Annotated in this window: 18 protein-coding genes; 2 read left to right on the forward strand and 16 right to left on the reverse strand. The window is 73.4% G+C overall.

The features are described from left to right. Window positions 1-27: 27 nt before the first annotated feature. Entirely contained in the window at window positions 28-945 is a 918-nt protein-coding gene (locus JD78_RS06695) for a 5'-3' exonuclease (protein ID WP_153361168.1), read from the forward strand. A gap of 13 nt (window positions 946-958) precedes the next feature. Here the strand turns inward: JD78_RS06695 and JD78_RS06700 are convergent, their stop codons facing one another. From JD78_RS06700 to JD78_RS06730, 7 genes are all read right to left on the reverse strand, one after another. After that, the gene (locus JD78_RS06700) at window positions 959-1231 is read right to left on the reverse strand and encodes a DUF4333 domain-containing protein (protein WP_228395238.1); all 273 of its coding nucleotides are present in this window, start codon (window positions 1229-1231) and stop codon (window positions 959-961) included. Window positions 1232-1562: 331 nt separating this feature from the next. Further along, a complete protein-coding gene (locus JD78_RS06705) occupies window positions 1563-4400 on the reverse strand; it encodes a DEAD/DEAH box helicase (RefSeq protein WP_153361147.1) in 2838 nt (945 codons plus the stop codon). 75 nt (window positions 4401-4475) lie between these two features. Beyond that, the gene (gene tatC, locus JD78_RS06710) at window positions 4476-5420 is read right to left on the reverse strand and encodes a twin-arginine translocase subunit TatC (RefSeq protein WP_153361146.1); all 945 of its coding nucleotides are present in this window, start codon (window positions 5418-5420) and stop codon (window positions 4476-4478) included. A gap of 93 nt (window positions 5421-5513) precedes the next feature. After that, window positions 5514-5861, reverse strand: coding sequence for a Sec-independent protein translocase subunit TatA (tatA, locus tag JD78_RS06715; RefSeq protein WP_153361145.1), 348 nt, complete (start codon window positions 5859-5861; stop codon window positions 5514-5516). Between the two features lie 98 nt (window positions 5862-5959). After that, entirely contained in the window at window positions 5960-6178 is a 219-nt protein-coding gene (locus tag JD78_RS06720; protein WP_153361144.1) for a hypothetical protein, read from the reverse strand. Between the two features lie 32 nt (window positions 6179-6210). Continuing rightward, window positions 6211-7191 carry a helix-turn-helix transcriptional regulator gene (locus JD78_RS06725; RefSeq protein ID WP_153361143.1) on the reverse strand — a complete coding sequence of 327 codons (981 nt, stop codon included), beginning with the start codon at window positions 7189-7191 and terminating at the stop codon, window positions 6211-6213. Beyond that, window positions 7188-8165: a helix-turn-helix transcriptional regulator gene (locus JD78_RS06730; RefSeq protein WP_153361142.1), complete on the reverse strand. Its 978-nt coding sequence runs from the start codon at window positions 8163-8165 to the stop codon at window positions 7188-7190. Before JD78_RS06730 ends, JD78_RS06725 begins: the two co-directional genes overlap by 4 nt. Before the next feature lie 57 nt (window positions 8166-8222). On the opposite strand from JD78_RS06730, the gene JD78_RS06735 reads away from it, so the two are divergent. After that, a complete protein-coding gene (locus JD78_RS06735) occupies window positions 8223-9356 on the forward strand; it encodes a DUF3866 family protein (protein WP_208104013.1) in 1134 nt (377 codons plus the stop codon). 19 nt (window positions 9357-9375) lie between these two features. Here the strand turns inward: JD78_RS06735 and JD78_RS06740 are convergent, their stop codons facing one another. The 9 genes from JD78_RS06740 to JD78_RS06780 form a co-directional block, all read right to left on the reverse strand. Continuing rightward, window positions 9376-10125, reverse strand: coding sequence for an SDR family oxidoreductase (locus tag JD78_RS06740; RefSeq protein ID WP_153361141.1), 750 nt, complete (start codon window positions 10123-10125; stop codon window positions 9376-9378). A 50-nt stretch (window positions 10126-10175) separates the two neighbouring features. Further along, complete coding sequence (gene pafA, locus JD78_RS06745) at window positions 10176-11534, reverse strand: Pup--protein ligase (protein WP_153361140.1); 1359 nt, start codon at window positions 11532-11534, stop codon at window positions 10176-10178. A 59-nt stretch (window positions 11535-11593) separates the two neighbouring features. After that, a complete protein-coding gene (gene prcA, locus JD78_RS06750) occupies window positions 11594-12526 on the reverse strand; it encodes a proteasome subunit alpha (RefSeq protein WP_153361139.1) in 933 nt (310 codons plus the stop codon). 3 nt (window positions 12527-12529) lie between these two features. Then, window positions 12530-13372: a proteasome subunit beta gene (prcB, locus tag JD78_RS06755; protein WP_153361138.1), complete on the reverse strand. Its 843-nt coding sequence runs from the start codon at window positions 13370-13372 to the stop codon at window positions 12530-12532. Next, the gene (locus JD78_RS06760) at window positions 13369-13887 is read right to left on the reverse strand and encodes an endonuclease VII domain-containing protein (RefSeq protein ID WP_228395231.1); all 519 of its coding nucleotides are present in this window, start codon (window positions 13885-13887) and stop codon (window positions 13369-13371) included. Before JD78_RS06760 ends, prcB begins: the two co-directional genes overlap by 4 nt. Before the next feature lie 245 nt (window positions 13888-14132). Further along, window positions 14133-14342: a ubiquitin-like protein Pup gene (locus JD78_RS06765; RefSeq protein WP_153361136.1), complete on the reverse strand. Its 210-nt coding sequence runs from the start codon at window positions 14340-14342 to the stop codon at window positions 14133-14135. Between the two features lie 227 nt (window positions 14343-14569). After that, complete coding sequence (gene dop, locus JD78_RS06770) at window positions 14570-16093, reverse strand: depupylase/deamidase Dop (RefSeq protein ID WP_153361135.1); 1524 nt, start codon at window positions 16091-16093, stop codon at window positions 14570-14572. Between the two features lie 68 nt (window positions 16094-16161). Further along, on the reverse strand, window positions 16162-17940 hold the full coding sequence (gene arc, locus JD78_RS06775) for a proteasome ATPase (RefSeq protein ID WP_153361134.1): 1779 nt from the start codon (window positions 17938-17940) through the stop codon (window positions 16162-16164). A gap of 142 nt (window positions 17941-18082) precedes the next feature. Then, window positions 18083-19051, reverse strand: coding sequence for a tRNA (adenine-N1)-methyltransferase (locus tag JD78_RS06780; RefSeq protein ID WP_279526831.1), 969 nt, complete (start codon window positions 19049-19051; stop codon window positions 18083-18085). Window positions 19052-19090 lie beyond the last annotated feature (39 nt).

The raw sequence follows: 19090 nt of genomic DNA on the forward strand, positions 1-19090 counted from the left end.
GCCGTTACCGTCGCGCCCGTGACGACCATGCTGCTGGACGCCGCCAGCCTCTACTTCCGCGCGTTCTACGGCGTCCCCACGTCGGTGACCTCCCCCGACGGGCGCCCGGTGAACGCGGTGCGCGGGTTCCTGGACATGACCGCGCGGCTGGTGGTGGCCCACCGGCCCCAGCGCCTGGTCGCCTGCTGGGACGACGACTGGCGGCCGGCGTTCCGGGTGGCCGCCGTCCCGTCGTACAAGGCGCACCGGGTGGCCCCCGAGGGCGGGGAGGAGACCCCGGACGAGCTGGCCCCGCAGGTGCCGGTGCTGGTCGAGGTGCTCGCGGCCACCGGCCTGGCCCGGGTGGGCGCGCCCGGCTACGAGGCCGACGACGTCATCGGCACGCTGGCCACCCGCGCCCGCGGCCCGGTCGACGTGGTCACCGGCGACCGGGACCTCTTCCAGCTGGTCGACGACGCCCGCGGGGTGCGGGTGCTATACACCAACCGCGGGATCACCGACCTGGAGTTCGTCGACGAGGCGGCCGTGGCGGCGAGGTACGGCATCCCGGGCCGTGCCTACGCGGACTTCGCGGTGCTCCGCGGCGACCCCAGCGACGGGCTCCCCGGCGTCGTCGGCGTGGGTGAGAAGACCGCCGCCGCGCTGATCAACGAGTTCGGGTCGCTCGCCGGCATCCGGGCGGCCGCCGCCCGCACGGCCGTGCCGAAGGCGCCGCTGACCAAGGGGGTGCTGGCGAAGCTGGCCGCGTCCGCGGACTACCTGGACGCCGCGCCCGAGGTCGTCGCCGTCGTCACCTCGATCGACCTGCCCCCGGTCGACGGCGACCTGCCGGCCCGCCCGGCCGACCCCGAGGCACTGGCGCTGCTCGCCGAACGGCACGGGCTGGAGTCCTCGGTCCGCCGGCTGGGCGCCGCGCTGGGCTGGCCGGACGACGCGCTGGGCTGATCCGCGGTCGGGCTCACTCGTCGGACCAGGTGTAGGCGCCGTCGGCGCTGGTGACCTCGATGGTGACCGTGACCGGGCCCCCGTCGCCGGTGGTGCCCTCGCAGCGGTAGCTGCCGCCCGCCTCGACCGGCATCGGCTCCGCGCAGCGCAGCTCCAGCGGCACGCCACGCAGGTCCTGGTACTGCGCGGCGACGTCCCGCTCGACGGCGTCGGGGTCCAGCCGGGTCGGGCCGAACCCGGGGGTCAGCAGCACCACCAGCGCGAGCAGGACGACGGCCAGGAGCATCAGGCCCACGGCCGGTCCCCGCCGACGGCGGCGGGGAGGCTGGGGCGGGGCCGCCCAGCCGGGCGGGCCGTTCCAGCCGGGACCGGGACGCCACCCGGGCGGTGGCAGCGGCAGGGGTGCCGGCTGCCCCGACGGCGGCCCCCAGCCACCCTGCCCATTCCACGGCTGCCCATCCCACGGCTGCCCACCCCACGGCTGCCCACCCCACGGCTGACCGCCCCAGCCGGGTGCCGGTGGGCGCGGCTGCGGCCCGGACGGGCCCTGCGGGGGGTTGGTCATCGGGCTCCTCGTGGGGACGGCGGGCGGTGCCATTCTGTCCCAGGCCCAGGGCTCAGCCGGTGACGGCGACCGCCACCACGCCCCGCCGCACCCGGCCGACGGCGGAGCGGGCCACCCCGGCCAGCGGCTCGTCGGCGACCTTGGCCAGCTGGTCGAGCAGGTCGACCAGCTGGCGGGCCCAGCGGACGAAGTCCCCGCCGGAGAGCTCGGTGCCGGCCTGCTCGGCGCCGGCGAGCACCCGGTCCAGGGACTGCCCGTCGGCCCACCGGTAGGCGGCCCAGACGAAGCCCAGGTCCAGGTCACGGGTGGTGGGCACGCCGTGCTCGGTCTCCACGTCGAACAGCCGGGTGCGCACCCGGCGCATCTCGGCCAGCGCCCCGGCGACCTTGCCGGCCGGCACCGACGGCGTCGCCGGGCTCTCCCGCCGGGCCTCGAACACCAGCGCCGAGACGCAGGCGGCGAGCTCGGCGGGGGTCAGCCCGCGGAACGCCCCGGCCCGCAGGCACTCGGCGGTGAGCAGGTCGGTCTCGGTCCACAGCCGGGCCAGCTGCCGGCCGGCGTCGGTCACCCGCTCCGCGGCGACGGCGCCTTCCCCTGGGGCCCCGCTGTCCTCGGGCACCAGGTACCCCTGCTCGGTGAGGACGTCGCAGGTCCGGTCGAACTGCCGGATCAGCGAGCCGGTGCGCTCGGCCATCTGCCGGCGCAGCCGCTCGGCGTCGCGCAGCTCGCGCAGCCACCGGTCCGCGGCGCGCACCCGCTCCTCCCGGTCGGGCAGGCCGTGCACGGGGTGCGCGCGCAGCGCGTGCCGCAGGTCGGCGAGCACCGGGTCGTCGTCGGCGGCCGACCGGCCCTTGGTGCGCCGCGCGCCCAGCCCGTTCTCCGCGCGAGCGTTGCGCAGGGTGGAGGCGAGGTCGCGGCGGGCGTGCGGGCTGCGGTGGTTGAAGTTCTTCGGCACCTTGACCCGGGCCAGCGCGCTGACCGGGCTGGGGAAGTCGACCGCGGCGAGCCGGCCGGCCCAGCGGTCCTCGGTGAGCACCAGCGGCCGCGGGTCGGCGAGCTCGGTGATGCCCGGGTCGAGCACCACGGCCAGGCCCTGGCGGCGCCCCGACGGCACCCGGATGACGTCGCCGGTCCGCAGCGCCTCCAGCGACTCTGCGGCTGCCAGCCTGCGGCGCGCCTGGGTGTCGCGGGACAGCGCCTTCTCCCGCTCGGAGATCTCCAGCCGCAGCTTCGCGTAGCCGGCGACGTCGAGGGCGGCGTCGGTGAGCCCGCCGGTCATCTCCTTGCGCAGCCGCGCGGCGTCCTCCTCGTGCCGGGCGGCGGAGCGCGCCAGCCCGACCACCGACCGGTCGGCCTGGAACTGGGCGAAGGAGGAGCCGAGCAGCTCCCGGGCCCGCTCCCGGCCGAGCGTGCCGACCAGGTTGACCGCCATGTTGTAGCTGGGCCGGAACGACGACTTCAGCGGGTAGGTGCGGGTGCTGGCCAGGCCGGCCACCGCCGCCGGGTCGACCCCGGGGGCCCAGACGACGACGGCGTGACCCTCGATGTCGATGCCGCGCCGACCGGCCCGGCCGGTGAGCTGGGTGTACTCCCCCGGCGTGACGTCGACGTGCGCCTCACCGTTCCACTTGACCAACCGCTCGAGGACGACGGTGCGAGCCGGCATGTTGATGCCCAGCGCCAGGGTCTCGGTGGCGAACACCGCCTTCACCAGGCCACGGACGAAGCACTCCTCGATGGTCTCCTTGAACACCGGCACCAGTCCGGCGTGGTGCGCGGCGAAGCCGGCCAGCAGCCCCTCGCGCCACTCCCAGAAGCCGAGGACGTGCAGGTCCTCCTCGGGCAGCGACCCGGTGCGCCGGTCGATGACCTCGGCGATCGCGGCCCGCTCGGTCTCGTCGGTCAGCCGCATCCCCGACGCCAGGCACTGGTGCACGGCGGCGTCGCAGCCGTTGCGACTGAACACGAAGGTGATCGCCGGCAGCAGGCCGGCCCGGTCGAGGCGAGCGACGACGTCGGGCCGCGACGGCGGGCGGAACCGCGGCTTGTGGCTGAACCCGCCCCGGGAGCCGCCGCCACCGCCGGACCAGCTGTCGAAGCGGCGTTCCTGCTCGTGCACGAACCGCACCAGCTCCGGGTCGACGACGGCCCGGCCCCGCTCCCGGGTCGACCGCCCGCGCGGGGTCTGCTCCCACTCCCCCGCGTGCGCGGCGGGGCGCAGCGCGAACAGGTCGAAGACCCGGCCACCGACGAGCATGTGCTGCCACAGCGGGATCGGCCGCACCTCGCTGACCACCACCGCGGTGTCACCCCGGACGCTGACCAGCCAGTCGGCGAACTCCTCCGCGTTGCTCACCGTCGCAGACAGCGACACCAGCCGGACGTGCTCGGGGAGGTGGATGATCACCTCTTCCCACACCGCACCGCGGAACCGGTCGGCGAGGTAGTGCACCTCGTCCATGACCACGTAACCGAGGTCGGTGAGCGCCGGGGAGTCGACGTAGAGCATGTTGCGCAGCACCTCGGTGGTCATCACCACGATCGGTGCATCGCCGTTGACGGCGTTGTCGCCGGTCAGCAGGCCGACCCTGGCGGCGCCGTAGCGGTCGCAGAGGTCGTGGTACTTCTGGTTGGACAGCGCCTTGATCGGCGTCGTGTAGAAGGCCTTGCGGCCCTCCTGCAGCGCCTTGTGGACGGCGAACTCCCCCACCACCGTCTTGCCGGCGCCGGTGGGCGCGCAGACCAGCACGCCGGAGCCGCGCTCGAGGGCCTCGCAGGCCTCCACCTGGAACGGGTCGAGGCTGAAGCCGAGCTCGGCGGTGAAGTCGGCGAGGGTGGGGTGCGCGTTACGCCGGCGCGCAGCCGCGTACCGCTCAGCCGGGCTGGACATGTCCCCACAGTAAGGACCTGCTCGCCCCCCGCCACTCGCACGCGCGCGTCGGGTCCCTGCGGGCAGTCCGCCGGGTCAGCGGCGGTCGAGCGGGTCCGGGTCGTCGAGGCGGCTGGGCTTGGTGTCCAGCGGGTTCGGTGTGGTGTCCAGCGGGTCCGATGCGGTGTCCAGACCGGTGGCCGTGCTGCCCAGGCGACTGGGCGCGGTGTCCAGCGACGACGGGCCGCCGACGAACGGGGACGCCTCGTCGTCGTCCAGCCCGGCCAGTCCGGCCGCGGCCGCCTTCTTCGCCCGGCGCCGGTCGACGAAGCGGGCGATCTGGATGGCGATCTCGAACAGCACGATCATCGGCCCGGCCATCAGCAGCATGGTGAACGGGTCCTGCGTGGGCGTGATGAACGCGGCGAAGACGATCGTCAGGAAGAAGATCCACCGCCGGCCCTTGGACAGCGTCTCGTGGCTCAGGACGCCGACCAGGTTCAGCGCCACGGCCAGCAGCGGCACCTCGAAGCTGACCCCGAAGGCGATGAGCAGCGAGAGCACGAACCCGATGTAGTCCTGCGCGGTCAGCGCGACCACCGTGCCGTCACCGGCCAGGCTGAGCAGCAGCTCGAGTCCCGCGGACAGCGAGATGTAGGCCAGCACGGCACCGAGGGCGAAGAGCGTGGAGGACACGGCCACGAAGCCGACGCCGTAGCGCTTCTCGTTGCGCTTGAGACCGGGGGTGACGAACGCCCACAGCTGGTACAGCCAGACCGGGGCGGCGAGTACGGCTCCGCAGAGGAAGCTGACCTTCAGGCGGATGAAGACGCCGCCGAAGACGTCGGTGATCAGCAGGCCGCACTCACCGGGGCCGTCGCCGAAGCGGAGCTCGGGGTCGAGGCCGCAGTACGGCGCCCGGATGAAGTCGCCGAGCCCGTGGTCGTACCACCAGAACGCCACGGCGGTGCCGATCAGCAGCGCCAGCAGCGCCTTGGCGACCCGGTTGCGGAACTCACGGAGGTGGCCGATCAGGGACATCGTCGCCGCGGCGTCCCGAGGGGGACGCCGCGGGCGGCGGTCACGCGTTCGCCCTGCCAGGGTCACGGGCGGCTGCTCCGGACGTGCGGTGGATCAGCGACCGTCGGCGGCAGCCGACGCGCCGGCCTGCTGGGCGCGGGCCTGCTCGGCGCGGGCGCGCGCCTCGGCGGCGCGGGCGTCGGCGGCGCGGAGCTCGGCCTCGTAGTCGACGGGGGCAGGAGAGGGGGTGACCGGCGCCGGGGGGACGATCTCGCCGCGCACCGGGGTGGTCTTCGCCTCGTCCTTGGTGCGGACGTCGTCGTCCTTCATGCCCTTCATCTCGCTCTTGAAGATGCGCATCGAGCGCCCCATCGAGCGGGAGGCCTCCGGCAGCTTCTTGTAGCCGAAGAGCAGCAGGACGGCCAGGATGATCAGGCCGATCTCCATCGGGCCGAGGTTCATCGGGTCCTCCGAGTCGTCGTGGGTGGGCCGAACTCTACGCCCGGTACTCCGCCGCGTGGACCTTCGCCGAGGGTGTGCAGCCGCCGTCCACCTGTTGTTCAGCGAGCCGTCGGGGCCGGCTCCGGCGTGCCCGCGGCGCGCTGCGCGGCCGCCCGGTCGAGGGTGGCCTGCACCTCGGCGAGGACCGGCCGGACCTCGCCGTCGAGCCGGCGCAGCTCGCCGGTCAGCCGGCCCAGCGCCCCGACCAGGGTGTAGGTGATGCTGCCGAGCACCACGACGGCCAGCACGGCGACGACGATCCAGACGACGAGCAGCACGCGACGACCCTAACGTCCCCGGGGTCGACCGGTCAGTCCGCCGTCGGCCGGTGGTCGTACCGGGCCAGCGCGGCCCGGGCCTCGGCGGCCACCTGGGCGGCCAGCCCGGCCGGTGCGTCGACGACGGCGGCGCCGCCCAGGGAGGCCACCAGGCGCCGGGCCCAGCCCAGGTCCGCCGTCCGCACCGCGATCGCCAGCCCGCCGGGCGGGTCGTCGACCTCGGCCTGCTCCTCCACCGGGTAGTAGTCGGCCACCCAGCGCGCGGCGCGGGCCAGGCGCAGGCGCACCAGCGGCTCGTCGCTGCTGGGCTGGTAGAGACCGGACTCGAGGTCACGCGCCTGCGCCTGCGGCGGCGGGGCGGCCGGGGAGTCGAGCACGGTGACGTCGTCGATGCGGTCCAGCCGGAACAGCCGCACCCCTTCGACGTTGCGGCACCAGGCCTCCAGGTACCAGTGGCCGTCGACCAGCAGCAGGCGCATCGGGTCGACCACCCGGTCGGTGCGCTCGTCGCGGCTGGGCACGTAGTAGCGCAGGTGAAGGGCGCGCCGGCGCTCCAGGCCCTCCCGGACGACGGGCAGTGACTCCTCCCCCGCCCCGACGCTGACCGCGACCGGTGCGGCGACCTCCGCGGGCTGCCCGGCGGCGGTGGCGACCTTGGCCAACGCGCGGCTGACCGCCTCCCCCTCGGCCAGGCCGGGCAGCTCCAGCAGGGTCCGCAGCGCCACGATCAGCGCGACCGCCTCGTCGGTGGTCAGCCGCAGCGGGCGGACCATGCCTGCGGTGAAGGTGACCCGCACCCGGTCGCCCTCGAACGCCAGGTCGATCAGGTCGCCGGGGCCGTGGCCGGGCAGCCCGCAGACCCAGAGCAGGTCCAGGTCCCGGCGCAGCTGGGCCTCCGGGACCCCGAAGTCGGCGGCGGCGTCGGCCAGCCGGACGCCGTCCGGGCGCGACTGCAGGTAGGGCACCAGGGCCAGCAGGCGGGTCATCCGCTCCGCGGTGCTCGGCGCGGTCATGCCCCCTCCGCCAGGCCGGCGAGCCGGGTGAGGCGTTCGACCACCGCGTCGCGCATCCGGGGCGGGGACTCGACGAGCACGTCGGCACCGTAGGCGGCGAGCTCGTCGGCCAGCGCCCACGGCGAGGTCGTGCGCAGCTCCAGCCGGTCGTCCCCGTCGTCGCTCCTACCCAGGACGGTGGCGTGCCGGCGCAGGCCGATCGCCGTCCCCGGGCGGGCCCGGACGACGACGACCTGCTCCTCGCGCTGCTCGGAACGGGCCACCACCGACGCCAGGTCGAGGTCGGCCGGCGGCGCGAAGGCACCGGCCGGGCCGCTGGCCTTCGGGGCGCCGACCACGCGGGAGAGCCGGAAGACCCGCGGGGCCGCCCGGTCCAGGTCGTGGCCCACCAGGTACCAGCGGCCGTGCCAGGCGACCACGCCCCACGGCTGCACCCGGCGGCGGGCGGGCCGCTGCTCGTCGGGCCGGCGGTAGTCGAAGGTCAGCACCCGGCGGTCGCGGGCGGCGGCGTAGCAGGCCTCGAACGCGGGCTCCCCGGCGTCCAGGCGGGGCTGGATCGGCAGCACCCGGCCCGGATCGACGTCCACCCCGGCCGCGCGCAGCTTGACCAGGGCGCTCTGGGCGGCGCCGGCCAGCTGGGCGGACTGCCACAGCCGCAGCGCCAGCCCCAGCGCGGCGGCCTCCTCACCGGTGAGGGTGATGTCGGGCAGCTCGTAGTCGGCGCGGGCGATCCGGTAGCCGTCCTCGGTGTCGAAGACGCTGGTGCGGCCGGTCTCCAGCGGCACGCCGATCTCGCGGAGCTCCGCCTTGTCCCGCTCGAACATCCGCTTGAAGGCCTCGTCGGCGCGATCCGTGCCGTCGTCGGGCTCGTAGCCGGGCACCGTGGCGCGGATCTTGGCCGCCGAGACGTACTGCCGGGTGCCCAGCAGGGCGATGACCAGGTTCACCAGTCGTTCCGCCCGCTTGGCTGCCACGCCGCACAGGTTACGGCTCCGGCTGCCCGCCGCCCGCCCGCTGGTTAGCCTGCGACGGTGACTTCCTCCCCCTCCTCCCCCGCCCCGGCCTCGCGGATCCGCTGGCGTCGTGGGCGGGTCACCGAGCTGGGCCGGTCGTGGCGCGACGCGCAGGAGATGACCGTCAAGGTCTTCGACGACGAGATCCGCGCGCTCGCGCACCCGTCCCTCGTCGGCACGCCCGAGATCGGTGACGAGGTCCTGCTCAACACCACCGCGTGGGCGCAGAAGCTGGGCACCGGCGGGTACGCCCTCGTCGTCGCCGTCCCCGACCGGCTGCCGGCCGACCCGGAAGGGCTGGGCACACCAGGAGCGGGTCACCTGGTCAAGGGGCGGTACACGCCGCTGCAGGTGACGGTGCAGGGCGTCGACGAGCAGGACACCGAGCACCACGAGGCCATCGCCGCCGCCGAGGACCTCGGCGGCATGCCGGTCGTGGTGGCCGACCTGCACTCGGCGCTGCCGGCGGTGCTCGCCGGCGTGCACGTCACCGACCCGGCGCTGCGGGTGGCCTACGTGATGACCGACGGCGGGGCGCTGCCCGCCGCGTTCTCCCGGACGCTGGACGCACTGGACGGGTCGCTGGCCGGGGTGGTCACCGTGGGGCAGGCGTTCGGCGGCGACCTGGAGGCGGTCACCGTGCACACCGGGCTGCTCGCCGCCCGGCACGTGCTGCGCGCCGACGTGACGATCGTGACCCAGGGGCCGGGCAACCTGGGCACCGGGACGCCGTGGGGCTTCTCCGGGGTCGCCGCCGGGGAGGCGTGCAACGCGGTGCACGTGCTCGGCGGGCAGACCATCGGGGCGCTGCGCATCTCCGACGCCGACCCGCGGCCCCGGCACCGCGGCGTCTCGCACCACTCGCTGACCGCGTTCGGGCGGGTGGCGATGGGCGGGGTGACCCTGGTGGCGCCGCGCGGCATCGGGTCGGAGCTGGGCAAGCAGGTCGAGGAGGACCTCGCCGGGCAGCCCGAGCGGAACCTGATCGAGTGGGTGGACACCGAGGGGCTCGACGACGCGCTGGCCGGCTCACCGGTCACGATGTCCACGATGGGCCGGAGCGTCGCCGAGGACCGCGCCTACTTCCTGGCCGCGGCCGCCGCCGGCCGGTTCGCCGCGCAGCTGGCCCTGTTCGGCGCCCTGCCGGCCTGACGGGGCCCCTCCCCCGAGGTCAGCGCCAGCGTCGGAAGCCGCCCTCGGCGTCGATGGTCTGCCCGGTCACCGAGGTGGCGTCCGGGCCGGTGAGCCAGGAGACGACGGCGGCCGCCTCCTCCGGGGTGTTCCAGCGGCCGCGGGGCATGGCCCGGGCGACCGCGTCGGCCAGCTCGGGACCGGCCCACCCGGTGTCGGTGGGCCCGGGGTTCACGCAGGTGACGGTGATCCCGGCGTCGGCGAGCTCGTCGGCCAGCGACAGCGTCATCTGCTGGACCGCCCCCTTGCTCACCGCGTAGGGCAGTTCGTCGGCCATCGGGCCGCGGTGCTGGCCGGAGGTGAACAGCACCACCGAGCCGGGCCCGGCCACGGGCTCGTACTGCGCGGCGAACGCCTGGACCAGCAGCAGGGTGGCGCGGGTGTTCACCGCGAAGGAGAGGTCGAGCTCGGCGGCGGTGACGTCGGCCAGCCGGCCCCGGGCGCTGCGGGCGTGGTTGGCCACGAGGGTGGTGAGCGGCCCGACCGCCTCGCGGGCCGCGGCGACCAGCCGGGCCGGCGCCGCCGGGTCGGCGAGGTCCGCGGGGACGTGCGGCGGGTCGCCCAGCTCGGCCAGGACGGCAGCCAGGTCGTCGGCGCCCCACGGCTGCCCGGCGTCGTGCGGTGCCCACGAGGAGACGACGACCCGGTCGCCCCGGTCGAGGAACCGCCGGGCGAGGGCGAAGCCGATGCCGGCGCGACGGCTGACCCCGGTGACGAGTGCGGTGGACATCCGCGCAGTCTGCGGTCCGGTCGGCCCGCCGTCGACGGGTTTCCCGGATCTCACATGCTGGAGATGAGCTTCTCCACGCGTTCGTCGACGGACTTGAACGGGTCCTTGCACAGCACGGTGCGCTGCGCCTGGTCGTTGAGCTTGAGGTGCACCCAGTCGACGGTGAAGTCGCGGCGCTTCTCCTGCGCCCGCCGGATGAACTCACCGCGCAGCTTGGCGCGGGTGGTCTGCGGCGGCACGTTCTTGGCCTCGAAGATCAGCGGGTCGTGCGCCACCCGCTCGACCTGGCCGGCCCTCTCCAGCAGGTAGTACAGACCGCGGCCGCGCCGGATGTCGTGGTAGGCGAGGTCGAGCTGGGACACCCGCGGGCTGGACAGCGGCAGGTCGTGCTTGGCCCGGTAGCGCTCGATGAGCCGGTACTTGCTGGCCCAGTCGATCTCCCGGTCGATGAGGCCGAGGTCGCCGGTGTCGACCGCCTTGAGGGTGCGCCCCCACAGCTCCAGCATCTGCCGGTGCACGGGGCCGAGGCCCTCCCGGTCGACGAACTCCGCGGCCCGGTCGTGGTACTCGGTCTGGATCTCCAGCGCCGACATCTCGCGGCCGTTGGCCAGCCGGACCTTGCGCCGTCCGGTCATGTCGTGGCTGATCTCGCGGATGGCCCGGATCGGGTTCTCCAGGGTCATGTCCCGAACGACGACGCCCTGCTCGATCATCTTCAGCACCAGGTCGGTGATGGCGACCTTGAGCAGCGTCGTGGTCTCGTTCATGTTCGAGTCGCCGACGATGACGTGCAGCCGGCGGTACTTCTCGGCGTCGGCGTGCGGCTCGTCGCGGGTGTTGATGATCGGCCGGGAGCGGGTGGTGGCGCTGGAGACGCCTTCCCAGATGTGCTCGGCGCGCTGGCTCACGCAGTAGACGGCGCCGCGCGGGGTGTGCAGCACCTTGCCCGCACCGACCACCATCTGCCGGCTGACCAGGAACGGGATGAGGACGTCGGCGAGCCGGCCGAACTCGCCCTGCCGGCCGACCAGGTAGTTCTCGTGGCAGCCGTAGCTGTTGCCCGCGGAGTCGGTGTTGTTCTTGAACAGGTAGATGTCGCCGGTGACGCCCTCTTCCTTGAGGCGCTGCTCGGCGTCGACCATCAGCCCTTCGAGGATCCGCTCGCCGGCCTTGTCGTGGACGACGAGCTCGGTGAGGTCGTCGCACTCGGCGGTGGCGTACTCGGGGTGGCTGCCCACGTCCAGGTAGAGCCGGGACCCGTTGCGCAGGAAGACGTTGGAGCTGCGCCCCCAGGAGACCACCCGGCGGAACAGGTACCGGGCGACCTCGTCCGGGGAGAGGCGGCGCTGCCCCCGGAAGGTGCAGGTGACGCCGTACTCGGTCTCGATGCCGAAGATCCGTCGTTCCACCTCACCGAGCCTATGCCGCCGCGGCGCGCTCGGCTCGTGTGCCGAGCGCGCCGCGCCGCTCACTGCCCGGTCGTGTCGCCGGAGGCCTCGTCCGGCGCGGGCCCGTCGGTGCCGCCGCCGACACCGTCGGTGGTCGCCGGCTGGGCCGACGCCTGCTCGGTGCCGCCGGCCGTGTCGACCGCCGCCGGGTCGCCGAGGCCCGCCGGGGTGCCCGGCGCCGGGGCGCTGGGCGCGTGCACGTGGCCGGCTGCCTCCGCAGGCGCGGCCGGCTCGGGTGCCGGCTCGTTGCTCAGCAGCGCCCGCAGCGCGGCGCCGGTCACCCGGCGGAACGTCCGCTTGGGGCGGCGGCGGTCGAGCACGGCCACCTCCAGCTGCTCGGCGGGCAGCTGGTCGTGGCCCCCGCCGTTGGCGCTGGTGGCCGGGCTGACCGCGGACAGCGCCTGGACGCCGACCCGCAGGGCCTCGGCCAGCCCCAGGCCGGCGGTGAAGTGCTGGCGGAGGTTGGCGGTGACCGCCTCGGCCTGGCCGCCCATCACCACGAAGTCGGGTTCGTCGACGACCGAGCCGTCGAAGGTGAGCCGGTACAGCTGGTCGCTGTCGGCGGTGTCGCCGACCTCGGCGACGCAGAGCTCCACCTCGTAGGGCTTCATCTGCTCGGTGAAGATCGCCCCGAGGGTCTGCGCGTACGCGTTGGCGACGATCCGGCCGGTGACGTCGCGCCGGTTGTAGGAGTAGCCGCGCACGTCGGCCAGCCGGACGCCGGCGACCCGCAGGCTCTCGAACTCCGAGTACCGGCCGACCGCGGCGAACCCGATCCGGTCGTAGATCTCGCCCACCTTGTGCAGCGTGGAGCTGGGGTTCTCGGCGATGAACAGCACGCCGTCGTCGTAGGTGAGGACGGCGACGCTGCGGCCGCGGGAGATGCCCTTGCGGGCGTACTCCGAGCGGTCGCGCATGACCTGCTCGGCGGAGGCGTAGTACGGCATCGTCATGGGTCAGCCCTGCCCGTCCGTGGCCGAGCGCTCCGCGACGAGAGCGGAGGCGACGCTGGAGACCTCGTCGTCGGTGAGCCGGACCGCACCCTCGGCGTCGACCCGGTAGACGATCGGGAACAGCTTGCGGACCATGTCCGGGCCGCCGGTTGCGGAGTCGTCGTCGGCGGCGTCGTAGAGCGCCTCGACGACGGTGCGGGTGGCGGCCTCGGCCGACAGGCCTGGGCGCCAGGTCTTCTTCAGGGAGCTGCGGGCGAACAGCGAGCCGGAGCCCACGGCCGTGTAGCCGTTCTCCTCGTAGTTGCCGCCGGTGACGTCGTAGCTGAAGATCCGGCCCGGGCTCGCGCCCTCGGCGGCGTCGAGGTCGTAGCCGGCGAACAGCGGGACGACGGCGAGGCCCTGGAGCGCGGCGCCGAGGTTGCCGCGGATCATCGCGGCCAGCCGGTTCGCCTTGCCGTCGAGGGACATCGTGACGCCCTCGATCTTCTCGTAGTGCTCCAGCTCCACCTGGTAGAGCCGGACCATCTCGATCGCGATCCCGGCGGCGCCGGCGATGCCGATCACCGACCAGGAGTCGGCCGGGTAGACCTTCTCGATGTCGCGGCTGGAGATGAGGTTGCCCATGGTGGCCCGGCGGTCGCCGCCCATCAGCACGCCGCCGTCGAAGGTGGCCGCCACGATGGTCGTGCCGTGCGGTGCGAGGTCACCCACCGGCGTGCTGGGGAGCGTGCGCCGGCCGGGCAGCAGGTCGGGCGCGGTGCTGCCGAGGAAGTCGGTGAAGGAGGACCCGACCCGGTCCAGGTACGCGGGTGGGAACCCGCTCCGACCGGTTGCGAACTCGCTCACCCATCCGCCTCTCCTGCCGCCGTCCGGCGGCCGTCCGTGCTGGTCCGGCGCGTCTGCCGACCGGCGGTCGAGCCGCGCGGTGGACGCTGCGACGACCCTACCGGCGGGCTCTCGGGGCGGCTGAGCGCTCCGAGGGCACGTCCGTCCGCCGCCTGACCGGCCCGGTGGGCCTCGACGTACCGGGCGGCGGCGCGCAGCAGGGCCGGGTCGTCCCGGAACTGCCCCAGGCCGCCGTTGCAGTTGAAGCAGAGCAGGTCGCGGACGGCGCCGGTCGCGTGGTCGTGATCGACGTGCGCCGCCGGTGCCATCCGGCAGAGCCCGCACAGGCCGCCCTGGTCGGCCAGCATCACGTCAGCCACCTCGGCCGTGATCCCGTACCGCCTCTTCAAATGATAAGTCCGCGAACCGCCAACCCTCTCCTTCGAAGGCTTGCCGCGGATGTTGTGGCACGGTTTGCAGTAGGTGTAGCGCGCCTGGCCCCGGCGCGTGAGTGGAAACTCCTCCACCGGCTTCACGGTGCTGCAGTCAGGACACCACTTGTGACCATCGGGAACGAACACTTGCCTCGGATGTCGGCGCTGTGGGGCACCCCTGCGTGCGTCCTTGGACGCGAGCAAGCGACGGCGCGCGTGGAGCTTGCAGTAGAAGCTGAGGCCATCCACGCGGCGGCGGTCGGAACTGAACTCCGTGACCGGCCTCAACTCACCACAGTCTCTGCAGTACTTGTGAGAATTCATCTACGCCATTCCTCAGAATGGCCCTATTGGCCCCCTTTTTGTACATATGCCCTAACGAATTCCTCTGCATTTTCTTCCAGCACGCCGTCGATCTCGTCGAGAAGAGAATCGACGTCGTCGGTCACTTCCTTGGTGCGCTCGCTCGCCTCGGTGTCGACCGAGGCCTCGACCTCGTCGGTCTCCTCACGCGAACGCGTGGACCGCTGCTGCCCGCCGGTGTCCCTGGTGGCCATGTCACCCTCCCTGAGCTGGTGTGGTGCGCTGCCGCAGAAGCTACCCGCGGCGTGTGACAGTTCGCCGCCGTCGCTACGCCGGACCGAGCGCGTCCGGGTCGGTGCTCGTCCGTGAACGTGGCGGTCTTGCGCGGCTGACCCACCTGACCGTGTGGTCGAGTAGTTGGGGATAACGGTCGTAACGGTGCGAGGGGTCAGGGCTCGGCGGGCCGAGCCGGTCGGCGGGGTCAGCCGCCGGTGATGGTGTCCACGAGCTCCGCGGCGGTCGAGGTCGACTCGAACAGCGCGCCCACGTGCTCGCGGGTGCCCCGCAGCGGCTCCATGGTGGGGATCCGCACGAGGTTGTCCCGGCCCACGTCGAAGACGACCGAGTCCCAGGACGCGGCCGACACCTGGCCCGGGTAGCGGCGCAGGCACTCGCCGCGGAAGTACGCCCGGGTGTCCTCCGGCGGGGTCGTCATCGCCCGGGTGACCTCCTCGTCGGTCACCAGCCGCTGCATCGAGCCCCGGGCCACCAGCCGGTGGTACAGCCCCTTGTCCGGCCGCACGTCGGAGTACTGCAGGTCGACCAGCTTCAGCCGCGCGTCACCCCAGGCCAGGCCGTCGCGCTGGCGGTACCCCTCCAGCAGCCGCAGCTTGGCCGGCCAGTCCAGCTGGTCGGCCAGCCGCATCGGGTCCGCCTCCAGGTCGTCGAGCACCGCCGCCCAGCGGCGCAGCACGTCGGCGGTCTGGGCGTCGTCCGCGCCCTGCGCCCCTCCACCGCCCTGCGCGGCCACGTAGCGCTCCGCCATCGCCAGGTACTCGCGCTGCACCTCGATCGCGGTGAGCCGCCGGCCGTCGCGCATCCGCACCCGGTGGGTCAGCGACGGGTCGTGGCTGATCGCCTGCAGCGCCTCGACCGGCTCGTCGATGGTCAGGTCACGGTCCAGGGCGCGCGCCTCGATCATCGCGAGCACCAGCGCCGCCGTCCCGACCTTGAGGTAGGTGGACAGCTCGGCGAGGTTGGCATCGCCGATGATCACGTGCAGCCGGCGGTACTCGTCGGGGTTGGCGTGCGGCTCGTCGCGGGTGTTGATGATCGGCCGCTTGAGCGTGGTCTCCAGGCCGACCTCGACCTCGAAGAAGTCCGCCCGCTGGGACAGCTGGAAGCCGTCGGTGCGCCCCTCGGTGCCGATGCCGACCCGGCCGGCGCCGGCGAACACCTGGCGGGTGACGAAGAACGGGATGAGGCCCTTGATGATGTCGATGAACGGCGTCCGGCGGTCCATCAGGTAGTTCTCGTGCGCGCCGTAGGAGGCGCCCTTGCCGTCGGTGTTGTTCTTGTACAGCTGGATGGGCTGGGTGCCGGGCACCCGCGCGGCCCGGCGGGCCGCCTCGGCCATGATCCGCTCCCCCGCCTTGTCCCAGAGGACGACGTCACGCGGGTTGGTCACCTCGGGCGTGGAGTACTCGGGGTGGGCGTGGTCGACGTAGAGCCGGGCTCCGTTGGTGAGGATGACGTTGGCCATCCCGGAGTCCTCGTCGGGGTCGTTGTGGTCCAGTGCGGTCGCCGGCGAGAGGTCGAACCCGCGGGCGTCGCGCAGCGGCGACTCCTCCTCGAAGTCCCAGCGCGGCCGCCTCGGCGTCGGGGCCTCGGCGACCGCCCACGCGTTGACCACCTGGCTGGACAGCGTGGTCGGGTTCGCCCCCGGCTGCCCGGGCACCGAGATGCCGTACTCCAGCTCGGTCCCCATGACCCGTCGCACGCTCATGCGACTCAGGTTAGGCGGGCCCTGCCGTCCTCCCGCACCGACGCCGGTGCAGGAGGACGGCGGCCTGGTCAGAGGTACTGGCCGGTGTTGGTCGCGGTGTCGATCGCGCGGCCGCTCTCGGCGCCCTTGCCGGAGATCAGCGTGCGGATGTAGACGATCCGCTCGCCCTTCTTGCCCGAGATCCGTGCCCAGTCGTCGGGGTTGGTCGTGTTCGGGAGGTCCTCGTTCTCCTTGAACTCGTCGACGCAGGCGGCCATCAGGTGACCGACCCGCAGGCCCCCGGTGCCGGTCTCCAGGCGGTCCTTGATCGCCATCTTCTTCGCCCGGTCGACGATGTTCTGCAGCATCGCCCCGGAGTTGAAGTCCTTGAAGTACAGGACCTCCTTGTCACCGTTGGCGTAGGTGACCTCCAGGAAGCGGTTGTCCTCGGTCTCGGAGTACATCCGCTCGACGGTGGACTGGATCATCCCGGCGATGGTCGCCTCGCGGCTGCCGCCGTGCTCGGCCAGGTCGTCGGTGTGGATCGGCAGCGTCGTCGTCAGGTACTTGCTGAAGATGTCCCGGGCGGCCTCGGCGTCCGGCCGCTCGATCTTGATCTTCACGTCGAGCCGGCCGGGTCGCAGGATCGCCGGGTCGATCATGTCCTCGCGGTTGGAGGCACCGATGACGATGACGTTCTCCAGGCCCTCGACGCCGTCGATCTCGCTGAGCAGCTGCGGCACGATCGTCGACTCGACGTCGGAGGAGACGCCCGACCCGCGGGTGCGGAAGATCGAGTCCATCTCGTCGAAGAACACGATCACCGGCGTGCCCTCGCTGGCCTTCTCCCGGGCGCGCTGGAACACCAGCCGGATGTGCCGCTCGGTCTCCCCGACGTACTTGTTCAGCAGCTCGGGGCCCTTGATGTTCAGGAAGAAGGACCGGCCCTGGCTGCGGTCGGCGTCGCCCCGCACCTCGGCGACCTTCTTGGCCAGGGAGTTGGCCACCGCCTTGGCGATCAGCGTCTTCCCGCAGCCGGGCGGGCCGTACAGCAGGATGCCCTTGGGCGGGCGCAGCTCGTACTCGCGGAACAGGTCGGCGTGCAGGAACGGCAGCTCGACGGCGTCCCGGATCTGCTCGATCTGCCGGCTCAGCCCACCGATGTCGGTGTAGTCGATGTCGGGGACCTCTTCGAGGATGAGCTCCTCGACCTCGCTCTTGGGGATCCGCTCGTAGACGTAGCCGGAGCGGTTCTCCAGCAGCAGCGAGTCGCCGCTGCGCAGCGGCTGACCCTCCAGCGAGTCGGCCAGGCGCACCACCCGCTCGTCGTCGGTGTGCCCGATGACCAGCGCCCGCCGCGGCTCGCCGGCCACCGGCTCGAGCAGCTCCTTGAGCGTCACGACGTCACCGGCGCGCTCGAACCCGCGTGCGGCGACGACGTTCATCGCCTCGTTGAGCATGACCTCCTGGCCGTGCAGCAGCTCGCCGACGACGACGTCCGGGGAGACCGACACCCGCAGCTTCCGGCCGCCGGTGAACACGTCGACCGTACCGTCGTCGAACCGCTCCAGGAACACGCCGTACCCCGACGGCGGCTGCCCGAGGCGCTCGATCTCCTCCTTGAGCGTGACCAGCTGCTCGCGCGCCTCGCGCAGCGTGCCGGCCAGCTTGTCGTTGCGCTCGGAGAGGAAGGCCGCGCGGCCCTCCGCCTCGGCGAGCCGCTCCTCCAGCGCACGCACCTGGCGTGGGCTGTCGGTCACCTTCCGGCGCAGGAGGGAGATCTCCTCCTCGAGGTAGGAGATCTGGTTCACCAGGGAGGCGACGTCACGCTCACGCCGCGCTCGGAACTCGTCAGGACCAACGCCCATCGCGCACCTCCGCACACATCTGGGGGAGCCAGGACGCCAATCTATACACGCGGGAGGTGACGGCGCCGCAGCCTCGCGACGGGCGCGCACGGTGGGCCGGGACGTCATCCTCCCGACACGGTCCGCGCCCGCGCCGGCGCCGTCAGGCGAGCTTCTTGCGCCGCTGCCGCATCGGCGCGACGGCTCCCTCGGCGAGCCGGCGGGCGGTGACCAGGAACGCGGTGTGGGCGACCATCCGGTGCTCGGGGCGCACCGCCAGGCCCTCGGCGTGCCAGGGGCGCAGCATGGTCTCCCAGGCGTAGGGCTCGGTCCACAGCCCCTGCGCCCGCAGCGCCTCCACGTAGGTGGACAGCTGGGTGGTGGTGGCGACGTAGCCGATCAGCACGCCCCCGGGGCGCAGCGCCGCGGCGACGGTGGGCAGCACCGCCCACGGCTCGAGCATGTCCAGCACGACGCGGTCGACGGTCTCCTCGGCCGGGTGGTCGGCCAGGTCGCCCAGCCGCAGCGACCAGTTGGCCGGCACCTCGCCGAAGAAGGCCCCGACGTTGCCGCGGGCGACGTCGGCGAAGTCCTCCCGCCGCTCGTAGCTGGTGAGGCTGCCGGTCGAGCCGACGGCCCGGAGCAGCGAGCAGGACAGCGCGCCGGACCCGGCACCGGCCTCCAGCACGCGCATGCCCGGGCCGACGTCGCCGAAGCCGACGATCTGCGCGGCGTCCTTGGGGTAGATGACCTGCGCCCCGCGGGGCATGGAGAGGACGAAGTCGGCCAGCAGCGGCCGCAGCGCCAGGTAGCCGGTGTTCGCCGTCGAGTGCACGACCGAGCCCTCCGGCGCGCCGATGAGGTCGTCGTGGCTGATCGCGCCGCGGTGGGTGTGGAACTGCTTGCCCGGCTCCAGGACGACGGTGTGGTGCCGGCCCTTGGGGTCGGTGAGCTGCACCCGGTCCCCCACCTCGAAGGCGCCCTCCACCGGCTCGGCCGGCCCGGCCGTCTCCGCGACGACCGGCTCCAGCGGGGCCTCGGCGAGCACCTCGCCCACCGCGGAGGCCGCCGGCGGCGCCTCCACCGGGATCTGCGGGGCTGCGTCCTGCGGGTGCTCCTGCTCTGCGCTCACGGGAGGCGAGGGTACGGACGGCGATCGGTGTGACCTGCG

The organism is Modestobacter roseus (assembly GCF_007994135.1).
Taxonomy (GTDB): domain Bacteria; phylum Actinomycetota; class Actinomycetes; order Mycobacteriales; family Geodermatophilaceae; genus Modestobacter; species Modestobacter roseus.

What these genes read in the sequence shown, in the direction of transcription:
- JD78_RS06695 (WP_153361168.1), top strand. Translation starts at nt 28, where the DNA reads ATGCTGCTGGACGCCGCCAGCCTCTACTTCCGCGCGTTCTACGGCGTC.
- JD78_RS06700 (WP_228395238.1), bottom strand. Translation starts at nt 1,231, where the DNA reads ATGCTCCTGGCCGTCGTCCTGCTCGCGCTGGTGGTGCTGCTGACCCCC.
- JD78_RS06705 (WP_153361147.1), bottom strand. Translation starts at nt 4,400, where the DNA reads ATGTCCAGCCCGGCTGAGCGGTACGCGGCTGCGCGCCGGCGTAACGCG.
- tatC (WP_153361146.1), bottom strand. Translation starts at nt 5,420, where the DNA reads ATGTCCCTGATCGGCCACCTCCGTGAGTTCCGCAACCGGGTCGCCAAG.
- tatA (WP_153361145.1), bottom strand. Translation starts at nt 5,861, where the DNA reads ATGAACCTCGGCCCGATGGAGATCGGCCTGATCATCCTGGCCGTCCTG.
- JD78_RS06725 (WP_153361143.1), bottom strand. Translation starts at nt 7,191, where the DNA reads ATGACCGCGCCGAGCACCGCGGAGCGGATGACCCGCCTGCTGGCCCTG.
- JD78_RS06740 (WP_153361141.1), bottom strand. Translation starts at nt 10,125, where the DNA reads ATGTCCACCGCACTCGTCACCGGGGTCAGCCGTCGCGCCGGCATCGGC.
- prcA (WP_153361139.1), bottom strand. Translation starts at nt 12,526, where the DNA reads ATGACGATGCCGTACTACGCCTCCGCCGAGCAGGTCATGCGCGACCGC.
- JD78_RS06765 (WP_153361136.1), bottom strand. Translation starts at nt 14,342, where the DNA reads ATGGCCACCAGGGACACCGGCGGGCAGCAGCGGTCCACGCGTTCGCGT.
- dop (WP_153361135.1), bottom strand. Translation starts at nt 16,093, where the DNA reads ATGAGCGTGCGACGGGTCATGGGGACCGAGCTGGAGTACGGCATCTCG.
- arc (WP_153361134.1), bottom strand. Translation starts at nt 17,940, where the DNA reads ATGGGCGTTGGTCCTGACGAGTTCCGAGCGCGGCGTGAGCGTGACGTC.